The sequence below is a fragment of the Bradyrhizobium sp. RT6a genome (genome assembly GCF_040547675.1).
Taxonomy (GTDB): domain Bacteria; phylum Pseudomonadota; class Alphaproteobacteria; order Rhizobiales; family Xanthobacteraceae; genus Bradyrhizobium.
Genome location: NZ_JBEPQC010000004.1, coordinates 298,744 through 322,967, shown reverse-complemented (window position 1 = coordinate 322,967; position 24,224 = coordinate 298,744). Strand labels below are relative to the sequence as shown.

Sequence of the window (24,224 nt, the reverse complement as noted above, 5' to 3'; positions counted from 1 at the left end):
AGTGCGGGTTATTGGTTCCCGCAAACCGTCGATCAAAGTGAACGAGCTGCAAACAACCGGCGCGAAATCCCGCTGTACGGGATGGCGGTTTCGACCAAAGACGCGTTCTGTTTACGAATTTGCAGCCCTGTATTGGTTTACGGGAGATTGATATCGCAGCCGCGCTTTGAGACCATGGCTCCCAACAAGCAGCCTGTTAAGGGCACCAGCCGGGGAAACGCCATGCCGATCGTCCAGGCCGACCGCCTCACGCGCATCAGCGCCGCGCTGCTTCGTGCTGCCGGAGCTTCCGAGGAAGAGGCCGACGCGGTCGCAAGCGGCTGCGTCAACGCCAATCTCGCCGGCCACGACTCCCACGGCGTGATCGCCGTTCCCACCTATATCGACCGCATCAGGGCCGGCCACATCGTACCCGGCGCCAAATGGAGCATCGTCCGGGAATCGCCGACGACCACCGTGATCGACGGTCAGTGGGGTTTTGGCTTCCACGTCAACGCCAAGGCGATGGCACTGACGATCGAGAAAGCGAAGACGGCGAATGTCGCCGCCTGCACCGTGTTCCGGCAAAGCCATGTCGGCCGCCTCGCCGCCTATCCGCTGATGGCGATGCGCGAAGGCATGATCGGGATCGCAACGGCGGATTCTGGCCGCTCGCCGAAGCACGTGGCGCCGTTCGGCGGCAAGGAGGCACGGCTCGGCACCAATCCGATCTCGATCGCGGTGCCGTCCGATCTCGAAGCGCCGTTCTATCTGGACATGGCGACCTCTGCGGTCGCGGCCGGCAAGATCCAGCTCGCGGTCGCCCGCGACGAGGAGATTCCGAGGGGATGGATCATCGATGCCGAAGGACGACACACCACCGATCCGACCCAATACCGCAAGGGCGGCGCGCTGCTGCCGCTAGGCGGAACCGAGGGCTACAAGGGCAGCGGCCTCGCCGCCATGGTCGAGGTCCTGTGCGGCCTGCTCACCGGCCTCGGTTTCGGCGTCGAGCCCATGGGCCGGCACAATGACGGCTGCTTCATGGCCGTATTCAACGTCGCCGCGTTTCGCCCGCTGCAGGACTTCAAGCGCGAGGTCGCCGAGTTCGCACGCTACCTCAAATCGACCCCGCCCTCCGAGGGCAGCAAGGGCGTGTTCTATCCCGGTGAGATCGAGGGTGTGCGCGAGCAGCAGCGCCGGCGCGACGGCATCGAGATCGAGGATGCAACCTGGGAAAAGCTGCGCACGCTGGCGCACGAGTACAGGCTCGATACGGTCCTCGATCTGGCCTGACGCAATTCGGAGAACAGCAGCATGACGCGGCAGATGGTACTGGTCGGCTTCCTTCAGGCCCAGAACTGCACGAATTTGCCCAGCTCGTGGCGACATCCGGATTCGCGCGACGATTCGATGTCGGCGGATTATTATCAGGAGATCGCTAAAATCCTCGAAGCCGGCAAGTTCCACATGGCCTTCTTCGACGACCGGCTCGCGATGCCGGACCGCTACGGCAACGATCACGCCCATACCGTCGAATACGGCATCCGTTGCGTGAAGATGGACCCGCTGATCGTGCTGACCACGATGGGCATGGTTACAGAGAAGCTCGGGTTGGTGGCGACCGGCTCGACGACTTATTTCGAACCTTTCGACATCGCGCGCCGCTTCGCAACGCTCGACCTAATGTCCGGCGGACGCGCCGGGTGGAACGTCGTCACCTCGCTCAACGACGGCGAGGCACACAACATGGGGCGCGACCCTCATCCCGAACATGATTCCCGCTACGACAAGGCCGACGAATTCATGGAGATCGTGCTCGGCCATTGGGACACCTGGGAAGACGGCGCGCTCATCATGGACAAGACCAGCGGCCGCTTCGCCGATCCGGCCAAAGTAAAGCGGCTCGATCACAAGGGCTCATTCTACAAGTCGCGCGGTCCCTTCACGGTGCCGCGCTCCGACCAGGGCCATCCCGTGATCATCCAGGCCGGCGCGTCCGGCCGCGGCCAGCGCTTCGCTGGTCGGTGGGGCGAGGTGATCTTCACCGCTGCACGCAACCTCGCCGCCGCCAAGGAAGGCTATGCGTCGGTGCGTAACGAGGCCGCGAAAGCCGGCCGCGATCCGGAGGCGATGTTCCTCTGCAACCTGACGACACCAGTGTGCGCCGCGACCAAAGCCGAGGCCGAAGACAAGATGGCGCTGATCAACAAGCTGCCGCTGCAGATCGACGCGCTGTCGCTGCTGGCCGAAGCGCTCAACTACGACTTCGCCTCCAAGGATCTCGACGAGCCGCTGACGACGGAAGAGTTGAAGAGCATGCAGGGCATTCTGGGCATCCGGGACGGCGTGCTCAAGAACTCCGGCAAGAGCAATCCGAGCACGCGCGACTTCGTCACCTTTTCCGGCCGCGGTCAGGTCCAGGATGCGATGGTCGGGGGCCCCAAGGAGATCGCGGACAAGCTCGAAGAAATGTTCGTCGAGCGCGGCTGCGACGGCTTTGTCATCGCCGCGACCTATGTGCCCGGCTCCTATGCCGATTTCGTGCAACATATCGTCCCGGAATTGCAGCGCCGCGGATTGTTCCAGAAGGAATATCGCGGCAAGACGCTGCGGGAAAATCTCGGGCTCAAGCGGCCGGCTGCCGGCGACTGGAAAGTGCACCCGTACGATACCGCGGAATAACAACGGAGACACGGCATGCGCTGGCTGAAATTCACCGCCGCGGACAAGACGTCCTGGGGAATCGTCGAGGGCGACCAGGTTATTGCGGTCGACGGCGATCCCTTCGGCGAATGGCAACGCACCTCGCGCACGCATCCGCTGTCGCAGGTTAGAATCGAGCTGCCGCTGATTCCGCGCACCTTCTACTGCGTCGGCCTCAACTATCTGAAGCACCTGAAGGAGGCCGCCGACAAGCGCGGCGAGGTGCCGGCAGTGCCGGACAGACCCGAGATCGGCTATCGCGCCCAGAATGCGCTGATCGCACACGACGAGGAGGTCGTGATCCCGTCCTTTGCGACGGACAAGATCCACTACGAAGGTGAACTCGTCGTCGTCATCGGCAAAAAGGTCAAGCATCTCACCAAACAGAATGCCATGGATTGCGTCTTCGGCTACACCATCGGCAACGACGTCAGCGAGCGGAGCTGGCAGAAAGCCGACCGCAGCCTGTGGCGCTCGAAAAACGCCGACACGTTCAAGCCGATGGGCCCATGGATCGAGACCGAGGCCGATCTCGCCAAAATGCAGACGATCGTCCGGGTCAACGGCAAGGAGACCAACCGCTTTCACACCAACGACATGATCTTCGGCGTGGTGCCGTTCCTGGTCGAGCTGACCAAATACTTTACGCTATGGCCCGGCGACGTGATCTGGATGGGCACGGACGGAGCCTCGCCTGATATCAAGCACGGCGACGTCGTGGAGATCGACATCACCGGCATTGGCACGCTGCGGAACAGGTTCGTGCGGGAGAAGCGGTAACAGAGATGTCGTAGGGTGGGCAAAGGCGCGCTTGCGCCGTGCCCACCAGCTTTCCGCGACCGCAAACGAAGTGGTGGGCACGCTTCGCTTTGCCCACCCTACGGCAGCCAGCGCCTCTCAAAACGGCAGCGCCACGCCGGTCTTGATCTCCTTCAGCACCACATTGCTCCTAACATAGCGAATGCCGGGAATGCGGAACATGAAGTCGTCGAGGAATCTGTTGTAGGCCGCCATGTCCTGCACGACGACGCGCAAATGGTAATCGGCATCGCCCGTGGTCGCAAAGCACTCCAGCACCTCACGCCGCGTGGTCACCCGCGCGACGAATTCGTCGACGAATTTTGCGTCGTGCCGTTCCAGCGAGACGTGGAGGATCGCGGACATCGCAAAGCCGGCCTGCTCGCGCGCGACCAGGGCCGCATAGCCCTGGATGGCGCCGCTCTCCTCCAGCGCTCGCACCCGGCGCCAGCACGCCGAGGTCGACATGCCGACCGCGTCGGCGAGCTGCTGGTTGGTGGCGCGGCCGTCCTTCTGAAGGAAGGCGAGAATCCGCGCGTCCTGGTCTTCGATCATGGGAGCCACCCAAAATGGATTAATCCACCTTGATGTAGACTATCTTGGATAACTCTACCATAATAGGCATACTATTCGGAAAGAAAGGTAAGACCTACCGCTTGCCCAGGCTTACCCTTCTCCCATCCGGCAAGGATGCCGTGGGGAGGTCCGCATGGACACCATTCCGTCTCTCGATCCTTACGAGCTTTCCGACCGCTACGATCGCGAAGAAGGCCGCATCTTCCTCACCGGCACGCAGGCCATCGTCCGCATCGCGCTCGACCAGGTGCGGCGCGACCGTGCCGCGGGGCTGAACACGGCGGGCTTCATCTCGGGCTATCGCGGCTCGCCGCTCGGTGGCATCGACCTCGAACTGTGGCGCATCCAGGAACGGCTAAGGCGGGACCGCATCGAATTCCTCCCCGCAGTGAACGAAGATCTTGCCGCAACCGCAGTGCTCGGCTCGCAGCAGGTCGAGACGCAAGCGGACCGCGAGGTCGAGGGCGTGTTCGGGCTCTGGTACGGCAAGGGCCCCGGCGTCGATCGCTCCGGCGATGCACTGAAACACGGCAACGCCTACGGGTCCTCACCTCACGGCGGCGTTCTGGTGGTCGCCGGCGACGACCACGGCTGCGTCTCCTCCTCGATGCCGCACCAGTCTGACGTCGCTTTCATGAGCTGGTTCATGCCGACGCTCCACCCCGCGAGCGTCAGCGAATATCTCGAATTCGGTGAATATGGCTACGCGCTGAGCCGCTTCACCGGCATGTGGGTCGGCTTCAAGGCGATCTCTGAGATCGTGGAATCCGGCGCCTCCGTCGCGCTGCGCCCGCCGCGCGCCTTCCACATGCCGGACTTCACGCCGCCACCCGGCGGCTTGCACTATCGCTGGCCCGATCTGCCCGGCCCACAGATCGAGGAGCGGCTGGAGGCGAAGAAGCATGCGGTCTACGCCTTCGCAAAGGCCAATCCGATCGACCGTCACATCTACGACATCCCGGGCGCCACCTACGGCATCGTCACCACGGGCAAAGCGCATCTCGATCTGATGGAAGCGCTGCGGCTGATGGGTCTCGACGAAGCAGCCTGCCGCAGCATCGGCATCGACATCTACAAGGTCGGCATGGTCTGGCCGCTGGCGCTGCACGACGCAATGGCGTTCGTGAAGGGCAAGCGCGAGATCCTCGTGGTCGAGGAGAAGCGCGGCATCATCGAAAGCCAGTTCAAGGAATATTTTTACGACTTTCCAGGCGAAAAACCCGAGCGCATGGTGGGCAAGCACGACGAGACGGGCGCGCGGCTGATCTCCTGGATCGGCGAATTGTCACCGCGCGCGCTCGCTGGGGTGCTCGCACGCCGCCTCGATCCGATGTTCCCAGGCCTCAATCTCGGCGCACGTGCAGCCGGCTTGATGCCTGAGGCCGCGCGCACGATCAACGTCAGCGGTGCGACGCGCACGCCGTATTTCTGCTCCGGATGCCCGCACAACATTTCGACCAAAGTGCCGGAGGGGTCGAAGGCGCTGGCCGGCATCGGCTGTCATTTCATGGCGAGCTGGATGGACCGCGAGACCTCGTCGCTGATCCAGATGGGCGGCGAAGGCGTGAACTGGGCCGCCTCGTCACGCTTCACCGGCAACAAGCACGTTTTCCAGAATCTCGGCGAAGGCACCTATTACCATTCGGGTTCGATGGCGATCCGGCAGTCGATCGCGGCCAAAGCCAACATCACCTACAAGATCCTGTTCAACGATGCCGTCGCGATGACCGGCGGCCAACCCGTCGACGGCCCGATCAGCGTCCACGCCATCGCGCACAGCGTCCGCGCCGAGGGCGTCGCGCGCATCGCGCTGGTGTCGGACGATCCAGCGCAATTTTCGCCAGGCGATCTTCCGGTCGGCGTGTCCATCCATCCGCGCGAAGAGTTGGACAATGTGCAGCGCGAGCTGCGCGATATCCCCGGCGTCTCGGTGCTGATCTATCAGCAGACCTGTGCGACAGAGAAACGGCGTCGCCGTAAGCGTGGACAGATGGCTGCCCCCAAACGCTTCGCCTATATCAACGATCTCGTCTGCGAGGGCTGCGGCGACTGCTCGGTCGAATCCAACTGCCTCAGCGTCGAGCCCAAGGAGACACTCTTCGGCCGGAAGCGGCGGATCAACCTCTCATCCTGCAACAAGGACTTCTCCTGCCTCAACGGGTTCTGCCCGAGCTTCGTCACCGTTGAAGGCGCGACGCGCCGGAAGAAAGGCGCAAGCCGGATTGACGCGGTCGGCCGCGCCGCCACGCTTCCCCTGCCCGCGCCCGCAACGCTCGACCGACCATACGATCTGCTCGTCACCGGCGTCGGCGGGACCGGCGTGATCACTGTCGGCGCGCTGATCGGCATGGCGGCGCATCTCGAGCGAAACGGCGTCTCGGTGCTGGATTTTACCGGCTTTGCGCAGAAATTCGGGCCGGTGCTGAGCTACATCCGGCTGGCCGCATCCCCCGATGCATTACACCAGGTCCGGGTCGACCAGGGTGCGGCCGATGCGCTGATCGGTTGCGACCTCGTCGTCAGCTCCTCGCCGAAGGCGTCCGGCACCTATCGAAAAGGCACGCGCGCCGCGGTCAACACCGCCGAGATGCCGACCGGCGACGTCGTCCGTTTCCGCGACGCCGACCTCGCCTCACCCGCCCGCCTGCGCGCGATCGGCCAGGTGATCGGCGACGGCAATCTCGACACCATCAACGCCAACGCGCTGGCCGAGCGCCTGCTCGGCGATGCCGTCTATGCCAACATCGTCATGCTGGGTTTTGCCTGGCAGCGCGGGCTGTTGCCGGTCTCGCTGTCGGCGCTGTTGCGCGCGATCGAGCTCAACGGTGTCGCGGTCGAAAGCAACAAGCAGGCCTTTGCCTGGGGCCGGGTCGCGGCCGCCGATCCGGACTTCTTGCCCAAGGTGCATGAAGCGCCCGAGGCCGAGACGCTCGACCAACTGATCGACCGCCGCGCCGACTTCCTCACGGCCTACCAGAACGATGCCTATGCAGCGCGCTATCGAGCACTCGTTGCAAATGTTCGGCATGCCGAAGCCAACCTGAATAGCGAGGCATTGACCGAAGCGGTCGCACGCGCGCTGTTCAAGCTGATGGCCTACAAGGACGAGTACGAGGTGGCACGGCTCCACATGCAGAGTGGTTCCCTCGACGAATTGAAAGGCGAATTCGAAGGCGAATTCAGCGTCCGATATCACCTCGCCCCACCGTTCCTGCCCTCAAGGCGCGACGCCCGCGGTCGTCCGCGCAAACGTAGCTTCGGGCAGTGGATCCAGATGCCGCTTGCCTTGCTGGCGCGACTGAAGGGATTGCGCGGTACGCCGTTCGATCCGTTCGGCTACACGGCGGAACGGCGCGCCGAGCGGGAACTGATCACCTGGTATGATGGCGTCATCGAGCGGCTGCTCGGCGGGCTCGACGCGGCGCATCTGCCAAGTCTGGTCGCCATTGCAAAAACGCCGATGGAGATCCGCGGCTACGGGCCGGTTAAGGACGCCGCGATCGGGAAGGTGAAGGCCGAGGTCGAACGGCTGTTCGCCGAGCTCGACGCCCCATCACCTGCAAAGATGCGAGCCTACGGTTGACGGAGCGCCGACGAGGCTTCAGCCTCTGGGAGCCGAGGGGCGCCTTGATGGCGCTCCTGCAATCGGGTGACGTATGATGGATTTCGACCAGTTGACCCTGACCCAGGCTGCGGCCGACCTCCGCGCCGGAAAAATCACGAGCACCGCGCTCACGACGGAAGCTCTCGCGCGCGCCAAGGCTAGTGCCGATCTGAATGCTTTCGTCACCCTGGACGAGGCCGGCGCCCTGAAGGCTGCGGCCGCATTCGACGCGAACAACAACAAGGACAAGCCGCTCGGCGGCGTTCCCATCGTGATCAAGGACAATATCGAGGTTGCGGGGCTCCCGTGCAGCGCGGGAACGCCAGCGCTGAAACATTACGTTCCGAGGGCCGACGCGCCGGTGGTCGCAAAGCTGCGTGCGGCGGGCGCGGTCATCATCGGCAAGACCAGCATGCACGAGCTCGCCTTCGGCATCTCCGGCTACAACACCGCATTCAAGACCGGCGCGGAGTTCGGCGTGCGCAACGCCTATGACCGCGCCCTGATCGCGGGCGGCTCCTCCTCCGGAACGGGCGCCGCGATCGGCGCGCGGATCGTCGCGGGCGGGCTCGGCACTGACACTGGCGGATCGGTCAGGGTCCCCGCCGCGCTGAATGGATGTGCCTCGCTCCGCCCGACGGTCGGACGCTATCCGCAGGCTGGCATCGCGCCAATCTCGCACACCCGCGACACCGCGGGCCCGATGGCCGCGACCATGGCGGATGTCGAACTGCTCGACCGCATCATTGCGGGTGGCGAAGCCGTTCAGCCAGCCGATCTGAAGCAGATGCGCATCGGCATCGTGGGGTCGATGCTGATCAATCTCGATACCGACACAGATACCGCCTTCCAGGCGGCGGTCGCGAAACTGAAAGCGCACGGCGTCACGGTGGTCGAGATCGAAATGCCGCATTTGGCCGAACTCAACGGCCAAATCGGCTTCCCCGTCGCGCTGTACGAGGCCTATGATGACATGGTGGCCTATCTCGCGCACACCGGCACCGGCATCACCATCGACGCACTGGCGCGGGAGATCGCGAGCCCCGACGTCAAGGGCACCTATGACGGCCTCGTGATCCCGCGCAAGCTGCCTGGTCCAGACAATACGCTGGTCGACGCCGCGCCGATCTATGACGCTGCCATCAGGACCGCGCGCCCCGCCATGCAGGCGCTCTACGGCAGGACTTTTGTGGACAGCCGGCTCGATGCCATCGCCTTCCCGACCACGCCGCGCGTGGCGATTGCTTCCAATCCCGACTCCAGCAGCCTCGAAAATTTCGGCCTGTTCATCCAGAACACCGATCCCGGCAGCAATGCCGGAATTCCGGGACTCCAGATCCCGATTGCGCTCGGCGCGGTCAGCAAACTTCCGATCGGGCTCGAACTGGATGGCCCCGCGAGCAGCGATCGCCGCCTGCTTGCGCTCGGCATGGCGCTTGAAAAAGTATTCGGCCGGCTGCCGGCGCCACCCCGATCATGAATCGGGATTGATCAGCTTCTGCTGCTCGGCGCTGTGATGCACGAGCATGTCGATGAAGGTCCTGACCTTGGCCGATAGATGATGGCGGTGTGGATAGACGGCGTTCATCGACATCTCGTCACGGAGTATTGGCTCGCCCGCCTTCGCCGGCGAGGACACCGGGTGTGTGCTTAAACCGCCGTCGCCTTGGCGAACTCCACGTAGATCTCGCGCAGCCGCGCGGCAAGCGGGCCGGGCTTGCCATCGCCGACCTTCTTGCCGTCGATCGCAACCACCGGCTGGACGAACAGCGACGCCGAGGTGGCAAAGGCTTCCTTGGCGGCGAGCGCCTCGGCGACCGTAAAGGAACGCTCCTCGAGGCGGAGCTGACGCTCTTCCGCCAGCGCCACCACCGCCTTGCGGGTGCAGCCCGGCAGGATCGCGTTGGAGTTCTTGCGGGTCACGATGACGTCGTCCTTGGTGAGAATGAACGCCGAGGACGAGCCGCCTTCGGTGACGTAGCCGTCCTCCAGCATCCAGGCTTCGCCCGCACCCGCTTCGGCTGCGGCCTGCTTCGCGAGCACCTGCGCCAGCAATGCCACGCTCTTGATGTCACGCCGCTCCCAGCGGATGTCAGGCACGGTGATCACGTTGATACCGGTCTTGGCCGAGGCGGCGTTGATGATGTCCTTCTCCGACGTGAACATCACCAGGCTCGACTTGACGTCGCCCTTGGGGAAAGCGAAGTCGCGGCCCTTGTCGGCGCCGCGGGTGACCTGGAGATAGACGAGGCCGTTCTCGACCTTGTTGCGTGCGATCAGCTCCTTCTGGAGCTCGGTGATACGCTCGACCGTCTCGGGCAGCTTCAGCTGGATCTCGCCGACCGAGCGCTCCAGCCGCGCCAGATGCGAGGCATTGTCGACCAGCTTGCCGTCGAGCACGGCCGAGACCTCATAGATGCCGTCGGCAAACAGGAAGCCGCGATCGAGGACCGAAATTTTGGCGTCCGAAAGCGGGACGAATGAGCCGTTGACATAGGCGATCGGATCCAAGGCAGGTCTCCTGGGGGAAAAGGGATTTTGTGCGCTTATACGCCAGTTGCCGCGGCCGATCACCCCTCTATTCGTCATTCCGGGGCGGCGCGAAGCGACGAGCTTTGATGCGCAATTGCGCATCTGAGAATCCATAGCCACCAGTCTGGGATTTGGATTCCGGGCCCGCGCCAAAAGGCGCATCCCGGAATGACGACGGAGTTAATGGGACAGGATCTTCGACAAGAATTTCTGCGCGCGGTCGCTGCGGGGCTTGCCGAAGAAATCGTCCTTCGGGGCGTCCTCGACGATCTCGCCGCGGTCCATGAAGATCACGCGGTTGGCAACCTTGCGGGCAAAGCCCATCTCGTGGGTGACGACCATCATGGTCATGCCCTCATGGGCGAGGTCCACCATGACGTCGAGCACCTCGCTCACCATTTCAGGGTCGAGCGCCGAGGTCGGCTCGTCGAACAGCATGACAATGGGGTCCATTGCGAGCGCGCGAGCGATCGCCACCCGCTGCTGCTGGCCACCGGACAGGTTCGCGGGATACTTTTGCGCCTGTTCCTTCAGGCCGACGCGCTCCAGCAGCTGCATGCCTTTCACCATCGCCTTGTCGCGCGACCGGTCGAGCACCTTCTGCTGTGCGAGGCAGAGATTGTCGATGATCTTCAGATGCGGAAACAGCTCGAAGTGCTGAAACACCATGCCGACACGCGAGCGCAGCTTGGGCAGATTGGTCTTGGGATCGTTGACCTTGGTGCCATCGACGCTGATGTCGCCTTTCTGGAACGGCTCCAGCGCATTGACGCATTTGATCAGCGTCGACTTGCCTGATCCCGACGGGCCGCAGACCACGACCACCTCGCCCTTGGAGACGCTCGTGGTGCAGTCGGTCAGCACCTGGAAGCTCGGGCTGTACCATTTGTCGACGTGGCTGATCTCGATCATGACAGACTCTATCGAATGATGGCGATGCGCGCCTGCAGGCGGCGAACGCCGAAGGACGCGACACAGGAAATGGTGAAGTAGACGATTGCTGCGAACAGATACATTTCGACCAGACGGCCGTCGCGCTGTGCAACCTTGCTTGCCGCACCGAGGAAATCGGTGATCGACAGCACGTAGACCAGTGAGGTGTCCTGGAACAGCACGATGGTCTGCGTGATCAGGACCGGCAGCATGTTGCGGAAGGCCTGCGGCAACACAACGTAGCGCATGGTCTGGGCGTAGGTCAGGCCGAGCGCGTTGGCTGCGGCCGGCTGGCCGCGCGAGATCGACTGGATGCCGGCACGCATGATCTCGGAAAAGTACGCGGCCTCGAACATGATGAAGGTGATGAGCGAGGATGCGAACGCGCCGACGCTGATCGGGCGCGACGCGCCGGTCACCCACTGCCCGATATAAGGCACCAGGAAGTAAAACCAGAAGATCACCAGCACCAGCGGCAGCGAGCGCATGAAGTCGACATAGACGCCCGCGATGCGGCCTAGCACCTTGTAGCCGGACAGCCGCATCAGCGCGATCGCCGTGCCGAAGACAAGGCCGCCGAGTGCAGCAAGCCCGGTCAGCATCAGCGTGAACGTCATGCCCTCATAGAATAGATAGGGCAGCGTGCGGATGATGACCCCGAAATCAAAATTGCTGAACATGGCGCTATTTCCCCGTGATGTAGCCGGGGATCGCGACGTAGCGCTCGAGGAAGCGCATTGCGGTCACGACGACGGCGTTGACGAGGAGATAGAGAAGGGTCGCGGCCGTGAAGGCCTCGAACACCTGGAACGAGAATTCCTGCATCGAGCGCGCCTGTCCGGTCAGCTCAAGCAAGCCGATGGTGATGGCCACAGCCGTGTTCTTGATGGTGTTGAGGAACTCGGACGTCAGCGGCGGCAGGATGATGCGGAACGCCATCGGCAGCAGGATGTAGCGATAAGCCTGCAAGGTCGTCAGGCCGAGCGCGGTCGCCGCCATCTTCTGCCCGCGCGGGAGCGATCCGATGCCGGCCTGCAACTGCACGGCGACGCGCGCCGACATGAAGAACCCGATGCCGATCGCCGCCGTCCAGAACGGCGCATTCGGCAGCTGCTTCAACCACAATCCCGCGGACCTTGGCAACACTTCCGGCAGCACGAAAAACCACAGGAAGAGCTGCACCAGCAGCGGCATATTGCGGAAGAACTCGACATAGGCAAAGCCGAACCAGTTCGCGCCCTTGGACGGCAGCGTGCGCATCACGCCGACGATCGAGCCCATGATCAGCGCGATGATCCAGGCGAGCGCACCCGTCTTGAGGGTCAGCACCAGGCCCGACAACAGCATGTCGAGATAGGTGCCGGTCCCCATCGGGTTCGGCTCGAAGAAAATTCCCCAGTTCCAGTGGTAGTTCACGTGTCCCCCGCGCGAACGCGCCAGTCATGGATGTCCTGGCGCCTATGCAAATGTCCGGCCACTCTCCCTCCAGAATGGCTGGAATATGCTGCCTCTCCCCGCAAGCGGGGAGAGGCGAACAACTCAGCTTACTTATAGTCGTCCGGGTTTGGCGAGTCCGAAGGTTTCGCGAACTCGTTCTTCAGCTCGGCCGAGATCGGGGTGTTGAGGTTAAGCCCCTTCGGCGGAATCTTCTGGGTGAACCACTTCTCGTAGATCTTCTGGCCTTCGCCGGAGGTGTAGAGCGCGGCGGTCGCCGCATCGACCACCTTCTTGAACGGCGCGTCGTCCTTGCGCAGCATGATGCCGTAGGGCTCAGGCTTGGAGAACGCGTCCTTGGAGATGACATAGTCGTCGGGCGACTTCGAGCCGGCCACGAGGCTCGCGAGCAGGATGTCGTCCATCACGAAGGCGACGGCGCGGTCGGTCTCGACCATCAGGAAGGATTCGGCGTGGTCCTTGGCCGGGATGATGTTGGCGCCGAGGCTTTTCGCAACATTGGCTTCGGTGAGCTGCTTGATGTTGGTGGTGCCGGCGGTCGAGACCACCGTCTTGCCCTTGAGATCGTCGATCGACTTCAGGCCGCTCGACTTCTTGAAGACGTAGCGGCTGGCAGTCAGGTAATGGGTGTTGGTGAAGGCGACCTGCTTCTGGCGCTCGGCGTTGTTGGTGGTCGAACCGCATTCGAGGTCGATGGTGCCGTTCGCCATCAGCGGAATACGCGTCGCCGAGGTCACCGGGTTGAGCTTGACCTCGAGCTTGTCGAGCTTGAGCTCCTTCTTCACGGCGTCGACGATCTTGTAGCAGATGTCCATCGCGAACCCGATGGGCTTCTGGTTGTCGTCGAGATATGAGAACGGGATAGAGGAGTCGCGGAAGCCGAGCGTAATGGCGCCGGTGTCCTTGATGTTCTTGAGCGTGCCGGTCAGCTCCTGGGCCCCGGCCTGGCCGACGGCGAAGGTCGCGGCGAGCGCGAGGCCGATGCTACGGAAATGTTTCACTTTTTGGTCCCCTTTCAGGATGATGCCGGCGGGATGCAAGCACAAATTGGGTTGGAATAGAATGTGACTTTTGGCTGGATCGCGGCTCCGGTTAACGGCTCAGGCCAGCGGGTGTGTTAGCGGTCCCGGCAATTCCCCGAGATCCCAGAACAGCCCGGCCATCACCGTCAAGGCCTCTTCGGTCAATGGCAGCAGGATGTGCTCATTGGGCGCATGCTGGGAGCAGCCGGGATAGGAGTGCGGCACCCAGATCGTGGGCAGGCCCAGGATCTCGGAGAACACGTCGTTGGGCAACGAGCCGCCGAAATTGGGCAGCACCGCCGGGACCCTGCCAGTGGTCTGACGCACCGAATCCGCCGCCCATGCGATCCAGGGGCTGTCGAAATCCGTGCGCGAGGCGGCAAAGCTCTGCGCCGCCCGCACCTCGACCATCGGAAAGCCCTTCTGCACCAGATGCGCGCGGATCGCCTCGATCAGCCCATCGATCTCAGTACCGACCACGAAACGCAGCTGCAGCACGGCATTGGCGTGGCCGGGAATGGCGTTGGCCGGCTTCTCGATATTGCCCGACGACATAGCCAGCACTTCGAGCGTGTTCCAGGCATAGAGTCGCTCGGCCGCCGAAAGACCCTCCTCGCCCCAGTTCTCGGCCAACGCCGGCTCGTCCTCGGTCGGCACCACCTGCACGTCCGCAAGATAGCTGCGGATCTGGTTGGTGAGCCGGGGCGGCTTCAACGCATCCAGCTGAAGGCGGCCGTGGCCGTCGACCAGCGTCGAGATCGCGTTGACCAGAATGGTCGCGGGGTTGGCGAGCACGCCGCCCCAATTGCCGGAGTGATTGCCGCCGTCGCGAAGGTTCACATCGAGATGTATGCGGATGCCGCCACGGCAGCCGAGGAACAGGGTCGGACGGTCGGCGGACAGGCGCGGCCCGTCGGAGGCCATGAACAGATCGGCGTTGAGTGCATCGCGATTGAGATCGCAGACCTTGCCGAGATCCGGCGAGCCGATCTCCTCGCCCATCTCGAGGATGAACTTGGCGTTGAAGCCGAGCTTGCCGCCGCGGGCCTCGCGCACCGCGCGGAGTGCGGCCATGTTGATGCTGTGCTGGCCCTTGTTGTCGGCCGTGCCGCGACCGTAGAGACGCGTGCCCGAAACCGTGGTGCGCCAGGGATCGCGGCCGTCGCGCCACTCGCCTTCCATGCCATCGACGACGTCGCCATGGCCGTAGATCAGCACGGTCGGGGCCGTCTCGCTCTCGTGGTGTTCGGCGAACAGGAACGGCGCCTTGCCGCTGGGAGATTCGACCATGCGGCTTTCGAAATCGAGCGCGGCGAAAGCGGGCACCATCTCCTGTTCCAGATAGGCGCGCAGCTCGACGCTCCGGTTCGGATTCTGGCTCTCGGTCCGGTAGGCGACGCGACGGTCGAGTTCGGCGAGGAACGCGCCGGATTTGAAATCGTCACGGGCGCGGGCGATGGCATCGGCTCTGGTCATTATTTTCTTTTTAGGTTGTCAGACGAAGGAGCATACCCGATACGGGCAGGCCTTCGAAAGTGGCGGGGACTTCGATAGTCTTGGGATTTCGTTCTTGCTCTCTTGAGATTGGCTTGCCAAGCGCGGCAGCGCCGCTGATTTTGGCCTTGCCAACGTCGCGCTATATGCAAGAACTTCGCCAAGTTCGGGCGCAGCTCTATCATTCGAAGAGTGCCCGGTACAGGGCGCCGGGGACCATCATGGCCAAGCAGATCAGGCTCAATGCATTTGCGATGAATTGCGTCGCGCACCAGTCGCCGGGCCTGTGGACCCATCCGCGCGACCGCACTGCCGAATATAACCGCCTGCCCTACTGGATCGATCTTGCCAAAACGCTGGAGCGCGGCCGTTTCGACGGATTGTTCCTGGCCGACGTGCTCGGCGTCTATGACGTCTACGGCAACAGTCCTGACGCAGCCTTGCGCAATGCAGCCCAGTCGCCCTCGAACGATCCGCTGCTGCTGCTGTCGGCCATGGCGGCGGTGACGAAGAATCTCGGCTTCGGCGTCACCAGCAATCTCTCCTTCGAGCCGCCCTATCCGTTCGCGCGGCGGATGTCGACGCTCGATCATCTCACCGAGGGACGTATCGGCTGGAATGTCGTCACGGGCTATCTCGACAGCGCCGCGCGCGGCGCCGGCAAGGACAAGCAGATCGGGCACGACGACCGCTACGAAATCGCGGACGAATATATGGAGGTCGTCTACAAACTCTGGGAAGGGAGCTGGGAGGACGACGCCGTGCTGCGCGACCGCAAGCGCGGCATCTTCACTGATCCCACAAAAGTCCATCGCGTCAACCATGAGGGCGCGAACTGGCGCATCAACAACACCATTCATCTCAGCGAACCGTCGCCGCAGCGGACGCCCGTGCTGTACCAGGCCGGCACCTCGCCGCGCGGACGGAAGTTCGCGGCACAGCACGCCGAATGCGTGTTCATGTCGGGGCCATCGGCCAAGGTGATCGCGCCGCGCGTGTCGGCGATCCGTCAGGAGGCCGCCGCGTTCGGCCGCAATCCGGCGGAAATCCTGATGTTCTCGATGATGACGATCATCCTCGGGCGGACAGAGGCCGAGGCGAACGAAAAATATGCCGACTATCGCCGCCACATCAGCCCGGAAGGCGCGCTGGCCCTGATGTCGGGATGGACCGGCATCGACTTCTCCGGTTACGAGCTCGATCAGCAGGTGCGTCATGTCCAGAACGACGCCGGCCGCAGCGCACTCGACAACGTCACCCGCGCAGATCCCGACCGCGTCTGGACCGTGCGCGACGTCATCGAGCATGTCGGCGTCGGCGGCGCCGGTCCCGTCGTGGTCGGCACGCCGGAGACGGTCGCGGACAAGATCGAGGCGTGGTTCGAGGCGACCGACGTCGACGGCCTCAACGTCGCGTTCGCGATCTCACCCGGCGATTTCGAGGACATCGCCGACATGCTGGTGCCGGAGCTGACGCGGCGCGGGCGGTACAAGGCGGAGTACGCGCAGGGCACGTTGCGGGAGAAGCTGTTCGGCGAGGGACGTGCGCGGCTAGGTGCGCCGCATCCTGCAGCGGGGTATCGGGTGGGGAAGAAGGGGTAGGCGGAAGATCGCGCCACACCCTCAGTGTCGTCCCGGCGCAGGCCGGGACCCATAACCCCAGGGAGCAATTTGGCGAAGACTGGTTGTTCGGGACCGGCACCACCTGCGATCGATAAATCACGCGGTATGGGTCCTGGCCCCCGTGCGCAATTGCGCACTAGGCCAGGACGGCGATGTGGAGACAGCGTGCCCTACACCTTCCCGTCCACCATCACCTCGATCAGCTTCGTCCCCGGCCGGCCAAACGCCGACGCCAGCGTCGCCTTCAACTCGCGGGGGTCGCTGACCTTGATCGCCTCGCATCCTAGCGCCTTCGCCACGCCCACGAAATCCACCGGCGGATCGACGAAATCCATGCCGACGTAATTGTCGTCGCCGTGGAAGGCGAGCAGACGCTGCTTGATGATGCGGTAGCCGCCATTGTTGGCAATGACCACATTGAGCGGCAGCTTGTGATGCGCCGCCGTCCACAGCGACTGGATCGAATACATCGCGCTGCCGTCGCCGGAGAAGCAGACCACGGGACGATCGGGATTGGCGATGCTCGCGCCGACGGAGGCCGGCAGGCCCCAGCCGATGCCGCCGGAGGCAAGGCCGTGATAGCCGAAGCGGTCGCGGTGCGCACGCAGCGCCGTGATCTGGCGGCTTGAGGTGAGGCCTTCGTCGACGAGGATGGCATTGGCGGGCATGGCCTCGACCATCTGCAGCACCAGCCAGTCCGGATCGATGGGGCTGCGGTCGGCGGCTTTGCCGATTTGCTCGACCAGCGCGGTACGCCTTGCGGTCCAGTTCTTCGGCGCGAGCTCGGCGAGACGTTGCCTCGCACGTTGCGCCAGGGCCGCGCCGCCCATCTCCTTCAACACCGGGATCAGCGCGCGCAGCGTTTCCTTCAAATCCGCCTTCAGCGCGATCTCGGCACCGTAGTTCTTGGCGATCTCCCAATCGCCGAGACCGATCTGCACGATGCCAAGGCCCTCCGGCAGCGCATCGACCTCGCTGTAGACCGACATCCGCAGGGGATCGCCGCCGAGCGCGATCAAGAGGTCGTACGGCGCAAGCGTGTCGCGCGCGACTTTCTGAACCCGTGCCAGCGTGCCGACGAAGCTCGGGCTCTCCGAGAGGAAGTGCGAGCCATAGGGCGTCGAGGATTGGTACGCGGCCGCGCCCAAAAGCTCGGCGAGTTCGGCGGCCTCATTCAGCGCATCGCTCTTCACCACCTCGTCCATGGTGACGATCACGGGACCCTCGGCCTTGAGCAGCCGCGCGGCCAACGCCTTGAGTGCCTCATCCGATGGCCTTGTGCGAGCGTCGATGCGGGTGGAGCGGCCGAGATCAATGCCGGCCTCGCTGTTGAGGATGTCGCCGGGCAACGAAATGAACACCGGCCCGGTCGGCGGCGTGGTCGCGACTTTTGCGGCGCGGCGCACGATGCGCGGCAGATCCTCGAGCCGCGTCACCTCGACCGCCCATTTCACCAGCGGCTCGGCCATGCGCACCAGCGGGCCGTTGAGCACCGGCTCCATCAGGCCGTGGCCCTGCTCCTGCTGGCCCGCTGTCAGGATCATCGGCGTACCCGTGAACTGGGCGTTGTAGAGCGAGCCCATCGCGTTGCCGAGGCCGGGCGCGACATGGACGTTGCAGGCGACGAGCTTTCCGGAGGCGCGGCTGTAGCCATCCGCGATCGCCACCACCAGGCTCTCCTGCATCGCCATCACATAGGTGAGATCAGGGTGGTCCTTCAGCGCATGCATGATCGGCAACTCGGTGGTGCCGGGATTGCCGAACAGATGCGTGATGCCCTCGTCCTTGAGCAGCGCGAGAAAGGCGGAGCGGCCGGTGATCTTGTTCTTCATGTTTCCTCCAGAGGCGGACGTTGCCGCAAGGACGGGCGCATGATGGCCGAAATCGTGGGAGGCGCCAAGGAAGCACGGTCATGGCTGCGTTGCGTACGCGAGGCGTTACATTTCCTCGCGCCCCAGCTCGAACGGGTCCTCGCCACCCGTACGCTTCTTCTTTTTCGAGCGTTGCCAGACCACACCAGGAAAGCCTTTCAGCGGCACCAGCGGCTCGCCGGTATAGGTCCATTCCTGCAGCTCCTCGATCGCGATGTGATAGAGCGGCTGGCGGCCGGTGCGTTCCCTAAACAGCGCACGGGGGATGTTGACCATATGCGGCCCGCGCGGGCGCTCATATGCGATCGGCGTGCCGCAATGCGCGCAGAAGCTGCGTGCGGTCTTCGTTGCCTTATCCTCGTAGCGGGTCAGCGCCGTCTTGCCTGCGGTGATGCGAAACCGTTTCTTCCAGCTTCCGACATAGGTCGCATAGGCAGCGCCGTGGGCGCGACGGCTGGCGGCGGAGTGATCGTGCCAGGCCCAGCGTGCGGGGACGTCGATCTCGAAGGTGACCTTGCCGCAGAGGCATTGGCCCGTTGCGACTCCTGCGGCGGCTGCGGCTTTGGCCATGGTGAATTCCCTGAATTGTCGTCGTGACCACGACAATACATGATTGTCATTCCGGGGCGCGACGAAGTCGCGAGCCCGGAATCCATCGCACGGCGTACCTGAAGGCGGAATGGATTCCGGGCTCGATGCTTCGCATCGCCCCGGAATGACAGACGAGAACGCTCATGCAGGCGTCGGCTCGTCATGCACCGGATAATCCGTATACCCCTTCTCCTCGCCGCCGTAGAACGTCGCACGGTTATACGGCGTCAGTGGGTAGTCGTGCTGCAGGCGGCGCGGCAGATCGGGGTTGGAGATGAAGATGCGGCCGAAAGCGATGATGTCGGCATGCCCCTCCGCGATCGCGGCGTTCGCCGTCTCGCCCGTAAACCCGCCGGCGGTCATCAGCACGCCGCTGTAGAGCGGGCGGAACAGCAGCATTGCCGACGGCACGTTCTGCCAGTTGACTTCGGCGCGCCCCGAGCCGCTGGAGCGCGGTTCGATGAAATGCAGATAGGCAAGGCCGAGTTCGTCGAGCGCTTTCACCACGTGCGTGTAGAGCGGCATCGGATCTGGCTCGCCGGAATCATTGGCAATGCCGTGGGGCGACAGCCGCACGCCGACGCGGCTCGCGCCCCAGACGTCGATCGCGGCCTGGGTCACTTCGAGCAGAAGCCGCGCGCGGTTTTCGATCGAACCGCCATATTGATCGGTGCGCTGGTTGCTGCGTGATTGCAGGAATTGCTCGAGCAGATAGCCGTTGGCACCGTGGATCTCGACGCCGTCGAAGCCGGCGGCGAGCGCGTTCTTCGCGCCCTGCCTGAACGCCTCGACGATTCCCTTGACCTCGTCCGTCTCCAGCGCGCGCGGCGTCTCATAGTCGGAGATCTTGCCGTCGGCGGTCATTGCCTTCATGCCTTCGACCCTGATCGGGATCGCCGAGGCCGAGACCGGCAGATCCCCACCGTGGAAGGAGGAATGCGAGACGCGGCCCACATGCCAGAGCTGGAGAAAGATGATGCCGCCCTTGGCGTGCACGGCGTCGACCACCTTGCGCCAGCCCGCGATCTGCGTCTCCGAATAGATGCCGGGCGTCGCCGGATTACCGCGGCCGTGCGAGAGCACGGGCGAGGCCTCGGCGATGAGCAGGCCGCCCTGGGTGGCGCGTTGACCATAATATTCGGCGTTGAGCGGCCGCGGCGAAAAGCTCTCGCGCTCGGCCCGCATGCGCGTCAACGGCGCCATCGCGACGCGATGCGCGAGCTCGTACGGACCGACCTGCAACGGTTGAAACAAAGCCTCGAATTTCATTCCGGCCCCAAAATGATCGATGAGAGGACGAGGATCATAAGAGAAAGGCTCGCAGCTCGGAAGCTGCATGGGGGAATGGCTGGCCAGCCAAAAGAGGCGGGGAATAAAAAAGCCCCGGGCCGAGCCCGGGGCTTGTTGTCTGTTCAGAATTGCAGGTCAGTATTTTGCAACGACCGCGCCTGCGCCGAACTTGTAGTTCAAACCGACACGCGCGATGTGGCCCGAGAAATTCGCGGTTGAGTCAAAGCCGCGCGCCGGGCCGGGCGTGAACGGGAACAGCGGATTGAAGATCGTGTATTTCTCGCTGCCGAGATCGTAGTAGAGATATTCGAGCTTGATGCTCCAGTTCGACGCAAAATGGTACTCGCCACCGCCGCCGACCGTCCAGCCCACGCGCCAGCTTTCCACCGCGCCTGCGCTACAGATCACATTGAGGCAGGGCGTGCCGCTCGCACCCGTGGGATCCACGATCGACGTCGACGCCTTGACGTGCCCATAGGCAAGACCGCCGGTCGCGTACAGCATCAAGTCGGGCATAACGGCGGCACCGATCCGGGCGCGCACGGTCCCCAACCAGTCGACCTTCTGATCTTGCGTGGTCATGATCGTCGGGAAGACCGGCAAGGTTCGGGTCACCGTTGAGCTACCCTTGATGTCGGCCGCCGCGATATCGGCTTCGACGCCCCACACCAACGAGCCCGTCTGCACATTGTAGCCGGCCTGCAAGCCGCCCATCACGCCACGCGCGTTTGTTGCCAGCGAAGCCGGGACAAGGCTGCCCGCCAGTGCGACGTCGAGCACGCCCGCGGTGAAGACCGGATCATGCGGCGCGAGATCGTTCGCACCATCGCCCCACCCATACCCGACATTCACGCCGGCGTAGAAGCCCGACCAGTTGTAGGCGACGGGCAGTGGCGAGGTCTTGTATGCCGGCGCGCGTGCGGTCATATCGGCCGCGAGCGCGGGCTGCGCCGAGGCGACGCCCAAAGCCACAAACACGATCGGAGCAAAGCGAAGCATTATCGATATTCCAATTCCGAAGATTGACGGTGACCAGAACTAACCGGCCAACGTTCGGAATGGGATAGCAAGTCTTGCAAAAGCGCGGACGACGCGCGCTTTCAAAATCGCATGTAGCGTCCGGGCAACAACCTCAGGTCGCTGCAAGCGCTCTGTCGTCGCCGCAAGCAGGACCGATCGCTGAAGTCCGGACGCGATGGCGCGTTAGGCCGTCTTGATCCACACCGCCTTCACGTTGAGATATTCCTCGACGTGCTGCTTGCCGGATTCGCGGCCGTAGCCGCTCATCTTGTAGCCGCCGAAGGGGACGGCCGGGTCCATCGCTTGGTAGCAGTTCACCCACACCGAGCCGGCACGCAGGCGCTTCGCGACCGCATGCGCCTTGCTGACGTCCCGCGTCCACAGGCCCGAGCCGAGACCGAACGTGGTGGCGTTGGCGCGCTTGACCAGTTCGTCCATGTCCTTGAACGCGATCGCGGAGATGACCGGACCAAAAATCTCCTCCTGCGCGATCCGCATATTGTCCTGAACGCCCGCGAACACTGTCGGCGACACGAAGAAGCCCTTTGACAGCGCGCCTTCGGTGACGCGGCCACCGCCGGCGAGCGCCCGCGCGCCTTCCTTTTGGCCGATATCGAGATAGCTGGTGACGCGCTCGAGCTGCTGCTCGGATACCAGCGGTCCGATCTGGGTGTTGGGATCGAGACCGTTGCCGACCTGCAGCTTCTTGCCGAACTCGGCAACGCGTCCGACGAATTCCTCGTAGATCGACTGCTCGACGAACAGCCGCGTGCCGGCGCTGCAGATTTGCCCCGAATTGGCGAACACCGCCATGGCGGCGCCCGGCACGGCCGCATCGAGATCGGCATCCGCGAACACGATGTCCGGCGACTTGCCGCCGAGTTCGAGCGAGACACGCTTGAGGTTGCCGGCCGAGGCGCGGATGATCGACTGACCGGTGACATGCGAGCCGGTGAAGGCAACCTTGTCGACGTCGTGGTGCAAGGCAAGCGCCGCACCCGCGGTCTCGCCATAGCCAGGTACGACGTTGATGACGCCGGGCGGCACGCCCGCTTCCATCGCGAGCTCGGCGATGCGCAGCGAGGTCAGCGGCGCCTCTTCGGCGGGCTTGAGCACGACGGTGCAGCCGGTCGCGATCGCCGGACCGATCTTCCAGATCGTCGCAGTCAGCGGTCCATTCCAGGGAATGATGGCGCCGACGACGCCGATCGGCTCCTTCAGCGTGTAGGAAAAGATTTCGCCGGGCAGCGAGTTCTCGATGGTCTCGCCGTGGATCGCGGTGGTCTGGCCGGCATAGTAGCGCAGCATGCCGACGGCGCGCAGGCGATAGGCGCGGGTACGGCTGAGCGGCGCGCCCATGTCGAGCGTGTCGAGCTGCGACAATTCGTCGAAATTTTTCTCGACGAGGTCGGCAAGCTTCAGGAGCAGGTTCTGCCGCTCGAAGGGCTTGACCTTGCTCCACGGCCCTTCGAAGGCGCGGCGGGCGGCAGCGACTGCACGGTCGATGTCTTCCTTGTCGCCCTCGGCAACGGTTGCGAGCAGTTCGCCGGTGGCGGGGTTGTGGGTCTCGAAGCGCTTGCCGGAGGCAGCATCGACCCATTTCCCGTCGATCAGCATCTGCTTGTAGGACCCGTTGGCGAATGGATGGCGCGTGATCGGAATAGCCTGCGACACAGCCATGGCTGAACTCCCTGTCAATGATTGATTGGTTCGATCTGGGCGGGATCGATAGGTCGATAGAATACTGCGATGCCAGACAGGCGTAAAGGAGAGGCGTAAAGTCGGCCCGGAACGAAGACCTCCCATGCCGACTTGTGCAGGGTCGCGCGAGTGTCGTGTTATAGCACGACCGAGCCCCTCCCCCGGAGACGAACCATGCCGCACCCCGCGATCGTCAAAGACAATGTTGCCGTGATCACCGGCGGCGCCTCCGGCATCGGATTCGCCGCCGCTTTGGCCTTCGCACGCGACGGCATGAAGGTGTGTATCGCCGATTTGGATCAGGCGCGGCTGGCGGAAGCCGCAACAAGACTCTCATCCCTGACGTCCGCCACACATGTGATGACCTTCGCGATTGACGTCAGCAAGGCCGAGAGCGTGACGGAACTGGAGCGCGCCGTGCGCGAGCGCTTCGGTGGCACCGACATCCTCATGAACAATGCGGGTATCCAGCCCGGCAGCACGCTGTTCGGCGAACCCGACAATTGGCAGCGCATCATCGGCGTCAACATGTGGGGCATCATCAACGGCTCGCGCATCTTCGCTCCCAACATGATCGCGCGCGGCAGGGCCGGCCTCATCATTAACACTGGCTCGAAGCAGGGCATCACCACCCCGCCCGGCGATCCCGCCTACAACGTCTCCAAGGCCGGCGTGAAGGCTTTTACCGAAGCGCTCCAGCACGAGCTGCGCAACACTGCGGGTTGCCGCATCACCGCGCATCTGCTGATTCCAGGCTTCGTCTTTACGGGCCTTACCGCGAAGGGCCGGACGGAGAAACCGGCCGGCGCCTGGACGGCCGAGCAGACCGTGGACTTCATGATGGCGCGGCTGGAGGCCGGCGATTTCTACATCCTGTGCCCCGACAACGACGTCGCGCGCGCGCTCGACGAAAAGCGCATGCTGTGGGCCGCCGGCGACATCGTCGAGAACCGCCCGCCGCTGTCACGCTGGCATCCGAACCATGCGGATGCATTCGCGAGGTTCGTGAAGGGGGAGTAGGCGTTTTTTC

19 protein-coding genes and 1 pseudogene are annotated in these 24,224 nt (G+C 63.8%); 7 read left to right on the top strand and 13 right to left on the bottom strand.

Annotated elements, in window-relative coordinates; genetic code table 11:
* The first annotated feature begins 222 nt into the window (after window positions 1-222).
* The 3 genes from ABIC03_RS23280 to ABIC03_RS23270 are packed head-to-tail and all read left to right on the top strand — an operon-like array spanning window position 223 to window position 3,465.
* Window positions 223-1,275, top strand: coding sequence for an Ldh family oxidoreductase (locus ABIC03_RS23280; RefSeq protein ID WP_354061381.1), 1,053 nt, complete (start codon window positions 223-225; stop codon window positions 1,273-1,275).
* A gap of 21 nt (window positions 1,276-1,296) precedes the next feature.
* Complete coding sequence (locus ABIC03_RS23275) at window positions 1,297-2,664, top strand: LLM class flavin-dependent oxidoreductase (RefSeq protein ID WP_354061379.1); 1,368 nt, start codon at window positions 1,297-1,299, stop codon at window positions 2,662-2,664.
* Between the two features lie 15 nt (window positions 2,665-2,679).
* Window positions 2,680-3,465, top strand: a complete 786-nt coding sequence (locus ABIC03_RS23270; RefSeq protein WP_354061377.1) for a fumarylacetoacetate hydrolase family protein — start codon at window positions 2,680-2,682, stop codon at window positions 3,463-3,465.
* A gap of 117 nt (window positions 3,466-3,582) precedes the next feature.
* On the opposite strand, the gene ABIC03_RS23265 is transcribed toward ABIC03_RS23270, so the two are convergent.
* A complete protein-coding gene (locus ABIC03_RS23265) occupies window positions 3,583-4,038 on the bottom strand; it encodes an Lrp/AsnC family transcriptional regulator (RefSeq protein WP_275171054.1) in 456 nt (151 codons plus the stop codon).
* A 154-nt stretch (window positions 4,039-4,192) separates the two neighbouring features.
* Between ABIC03_RS23265 and ABIC03_RS23260 the strand changes: the two genes are divergently transcribed.
* A complete protein-coding gene (locus ABIC03_RS23260; RefSeq protein WP_354061375.1) occupies window positions 4,193-7,642 on the top strand; it encodes an indolepyruvate ferredoxin oxidoreductase family protein in 3,450 nt (1,149 codons plus the stop codon).
* Window positions 7,643-7,718: 76 nt separating this feature from the next.
* Window positions 7,719-9,143 (top strand): indoleacetamide hydrolase, encoded by a 1,425-nt coding sequence (iaaH, locus tag ABIC03_RS23255; protein ID WP_354062009.1) that lies wholly within the window; start codon window positions 7,719-7,721, stop codon window positions 9,141-9,143.
* Here the strand turns inward: iaaH and ABIC03_RS23250 are convergent.
* From ABIC03_RS23250 to ABIC03_RS23220, 7 genes and pseudogenes are all read right to left on the bottom strand, one after another.
* Window positions 9,138-9,260: pseudogene (locus tag ABIC03_RS23250) on the bottom strand (LysR family transcriptional regulator); the annotation flags it as partial. The gene iaaH and the pseudogene ABIC03_RS23250 overlap by 6 nt on opposite strands.
* Before the next feature lie 53 nt (window positions 9,261-9,313).
* On the bottom strand, window positions 9,314-10,174 hold the full coding sequence (locus ABIC03_RS23245) for a D-amino-acid transaminase (protein WP_275171052.1): 861 nt from the start codon (window positions 10,172-10,174) through the stop codon (window positions 9,314-9,316).
* A gap of 201 nt (window positions 10,175-10,375) precedes the next feature.
* Window positions 10,376-11,107: an amino acid ABC transporter ATP-binding protein gene (locus ABIC03_RS23240; RefSeq protein ID WP_275171051.1), complete on the bottom strand. Its 732-nt coding sequence runs from the start codon at window positions 11,105-11,107 to the stop codon at window positions 10,376-10,378.
* 8 nt (window positions 11,108-11,115) lie between these two features.
* Window positions 11,116-11,808: an amino acid ABC transporter permease gene (locus tag ABIC03_RS23235; RefSeq protein ID WP_275171050.1), complete on the bottom strand. Its 693-nt coding sequence runs from the start codon at window positions 11,806-11,808 to the stop codon at window positions 11,116-11,118.
* Between the two features lie 4 nt (window positions 11,809-11,812).
* Window positions 11,813-12,544: an amino acid ABC transporter permease gene (locus ABIC03_RS23230; protein WP_354061372.1), complete on the bottom strand. Its 732-nt coding sequence runs from the start codon at window positions 12,542-12,544 to the stop codon at window positions 11,813-11,815.
* 128 nt (window positions 12,545-12,672) lie between these two features.
* Entirely contained in the window at window positions 12,673-13,584 is a 912-nt protein-coding gene (locus ABIC03_RS23225) for an amino acid ABC transporter substrate-binding protein (protein WP_275171048.1), read from the bottom strand.
* 99 nt (window positions 13,585-13,683) lie between these two features.
* Window positions 13,684-15,081 (bottom strand): M20 family metallopeptidase, encoded by a 1,398-nt coding sequence (locus ABIC03_RS23220; RefSeq protein WP_354061369.1) that lies wholly within the window; start codon window positions 15,079-15,081, stop codon window positions 13,684-13,686.
* Window positions 15,082-15,320: 239 nt separating this feature from the next.
* Between ABIC03_RS23220 and ABIC03_RS23215 the strand changes: the two genes are divergently transcribed.
* Window positions 15,321-16,700, top strand: a complete 1,380-nt coding sequence (locus tag ABIC03_RS23215; RefSeq protein WP_354061367.1) for an LLM class flavin-dependent oxidoreductase — start codon at window positions 15,321-15,323, stop codon at window positions 16,698-16,700.
* Window positions 16,701-16,891: 191 nt separating this feature from the next.
* Here the strand turns inward: ABIC03_RS23215 and ABIC03_RS23210 are convergent, their stop codons facing one another.
* From ABIC03_RS23210 to ABIC03_RS23190, 5 genes are all read right to left on the bottom strand, one after another.
* Window positions 16,892-18,553 carry a thiamine pyrophosphate-binding protein gene (locus ABIC03_RS23210; RefSeq protein WP_354061365.1) on the bottom strand — a complete coding sequence of 554 codons (1,662 nt, stop codon included), beginning with the start codon at window positions 18,551-18,553 and terminating at the stop codon, window positions 16,892-16,894.
* A 105-nt stretch (window positions 18,554-18,658) separates the two neighbouring features.
* Window positions 18,659-19,162, bottom strand: coding sequence for a GFA family protein (locus ABIC03_RS23205; RefSeq protein WP_354061363.1), 504 nt, complete (start codon window positions 19,160-19,162; stop codon window positions 18,659-18,661).
* Between the two features lie 162 nt (window positions 19,163-19,324).
* On the bottom strand, window positions 19,325-20,452 hold the full coding sequence (locus tag ABIC03_RS23200) for an alkene reductase (RefSeq protein WP_354061361.1): 1,128 nt from the start codon (window positions 20,450-20,452) through the stop codon (window positions 19,325-19,327).
* A gap of 156 nt (window positions 20,453-20,608) precedes the next feature.
* Complete coding sequence (locus ABIC03_RS23195) at window positions 20,609-21,472, bottom strand: outer membrane protein (RefSeq protein ID WP_354061359.1); 864 nt, start codon at window positions 21,470-21,472, stop codon at window positions 20,609-20,611.
* 204 nt (window positions 21,473-21,676) lie between these two features.
* The gene (locus tag ABIC03_RS23190) at window positions 21,677-23,173 is read right to left on the bottom strand and encodes an aldehyde dehydrogenase family protein (RefSeq protein WP_354061357.1); all 1,497 of its coding nucleotides are present in this window, start codon (window positions 23,171-23,173) and stop codon (window positions 21,677-21,679) included.
* Window positions 23,174-23,368: 195 nt separating this feature from the next.
* On the opposite strand from ABIC03_RS23190, the gene ABIC03_RS23185 reads away from it, so the two are divergent.
* Window positions 23,369-24,214, top strand: coding sequence for an SDR family NAD(P)-dependent oxidoreductase (locus tag ABIC03_RS23185; RefSeq protein WP_354061355.1), 846 nt, complete (start codon window positions 23,369-23,371; stop codon window positions 24,212-24,214).
* The last annotated feature ends 10 nt before the right edge of the window (window positions 24,215-24,224 follow it).

What these genes read in the sequence shown, in the direction of transcription:
- ABIC03_RS23265 (WP_275171054.1), bottom strand. Translation starts at nt 4,038, where the DNA reads ATGATCGAAGACCAGGACGCGCGGATTCTCGCCTTCCTTCAGAAGGAC.
- ABIC03_RS23185 (WP_354061355.1), top strand. Translation starts at nt 23,369, where the DNA reads ATGCCGCACCCCGCGATCGTCAAAGACAATGTTGCCGTGATCACCGGC.
- ABIC03_RS23275 (WP_354061379.1), top strand. Translation starts at nt 1,297, where the DNA reads ATGACGCGGCAGATGGTACTGGTCGGCTTCCTTCAGGCCCAGAACTGC.
- iaaH (WP_354062009.1), top strand. Translation starts at nt 7,719, where the DNA reads ATGGATTTCGACCAGTTGACCCTGACCCAGGCTGCGGCCGACCTCCGC.
- ABIC03_RS23190 (WP_354061357.1), bottom strand. Translation starts at nt 23,173, where the DNA reads ATGGCTGTGTCGCAGGCTATTCCGATCACGCGCCATCCATTCGCCAAC.
- ABIC03_RS23210 (WP_354061365.1), bottom strand. Translation starts at nt 18,553, where the DNA reads ATGAAGAACAAGATCACCGGCCGCTCCGCCTTTCTCGCGCTGCTCAAG.
- ABIC03_RS23195 (WP_354061359.1), bottom strand. Translation starts at nt 21,472, where the DNA reads ATGCTTCGCTTTGCTCCGATCGTGTTTGTGGCTTTGGGCGTCGCCTCG.
- ABIC03_RS23200 (WP_354061361.1), bottom strand. Translation starts at nt 20,452, where the DNA reads ATGAAATTCGAGGCTTTGTTTCAACCGTTGCAGGTCGGTCCGTACGAG.
- ABIC03_RS23270 (WP_354061377.1), top strand. Translation starts at nt 2,680, where the DNA reads ATGCGCTGGCTGAAATTCACCGCCGCGGACAAGACGTCCTGGGGAATC.
- ABIC03_RS23280 (WP_354061381.1), top strand. Translation starts at nt 223, where the DNA reads ATGCCGATCGTCCAGGCCGACCGCCTCACGCGCATCAGCGCCGCGCTG.
- ABIC03_RS23220 (WP_354061369.1), bottom strand. Translation starts at nt 15,081, where the DNA reads ATGACCAGAGCCGATGCCATCGCCCGCGCCCGTGACGATTTCAAATCC.
- ABIC03_RS23260 (WP_354061375.1), top strand. Translation starts at nt 4,193, where the DNA reads ATGGACACCATTCCGTCTCTCGATCCTTACGAGCTTTCCGACCGCTAC.
- ABIC03_RS23240 (WP_275171051.1), bottom strand. Translation starts at nt 11,107, where the DNA reads ATGATCGAGATCAGCCACGTCGACAAATGGTACAGCCCGAGCTTCCAG.
- ABIC03_RS23205 (WP_354061363.1), bottom strand. Translation starts at nt 19,162, where the DNA reads ATGGCCAAAGCCGCAGCCGCCGCAGGAGTCGCAACGGGCCAATGCCTC.
- ABIC03_RS23215 (WP_354061367.1), top strand. Translation starts at nt 15,321, where the DNA reads ATGGCCAAGCAGATCAGGCTCAATGCATTTGCGATGAATTGCGTCGCG.
- ABIC03_RS23235 (WP_275171050.1), bottom strand. Translation starts at nt 11,808, where the DNA reads ATGTTCAGCAATTTTGATTTCGGGGTCATCATCCGCACGCTGCCCTAT.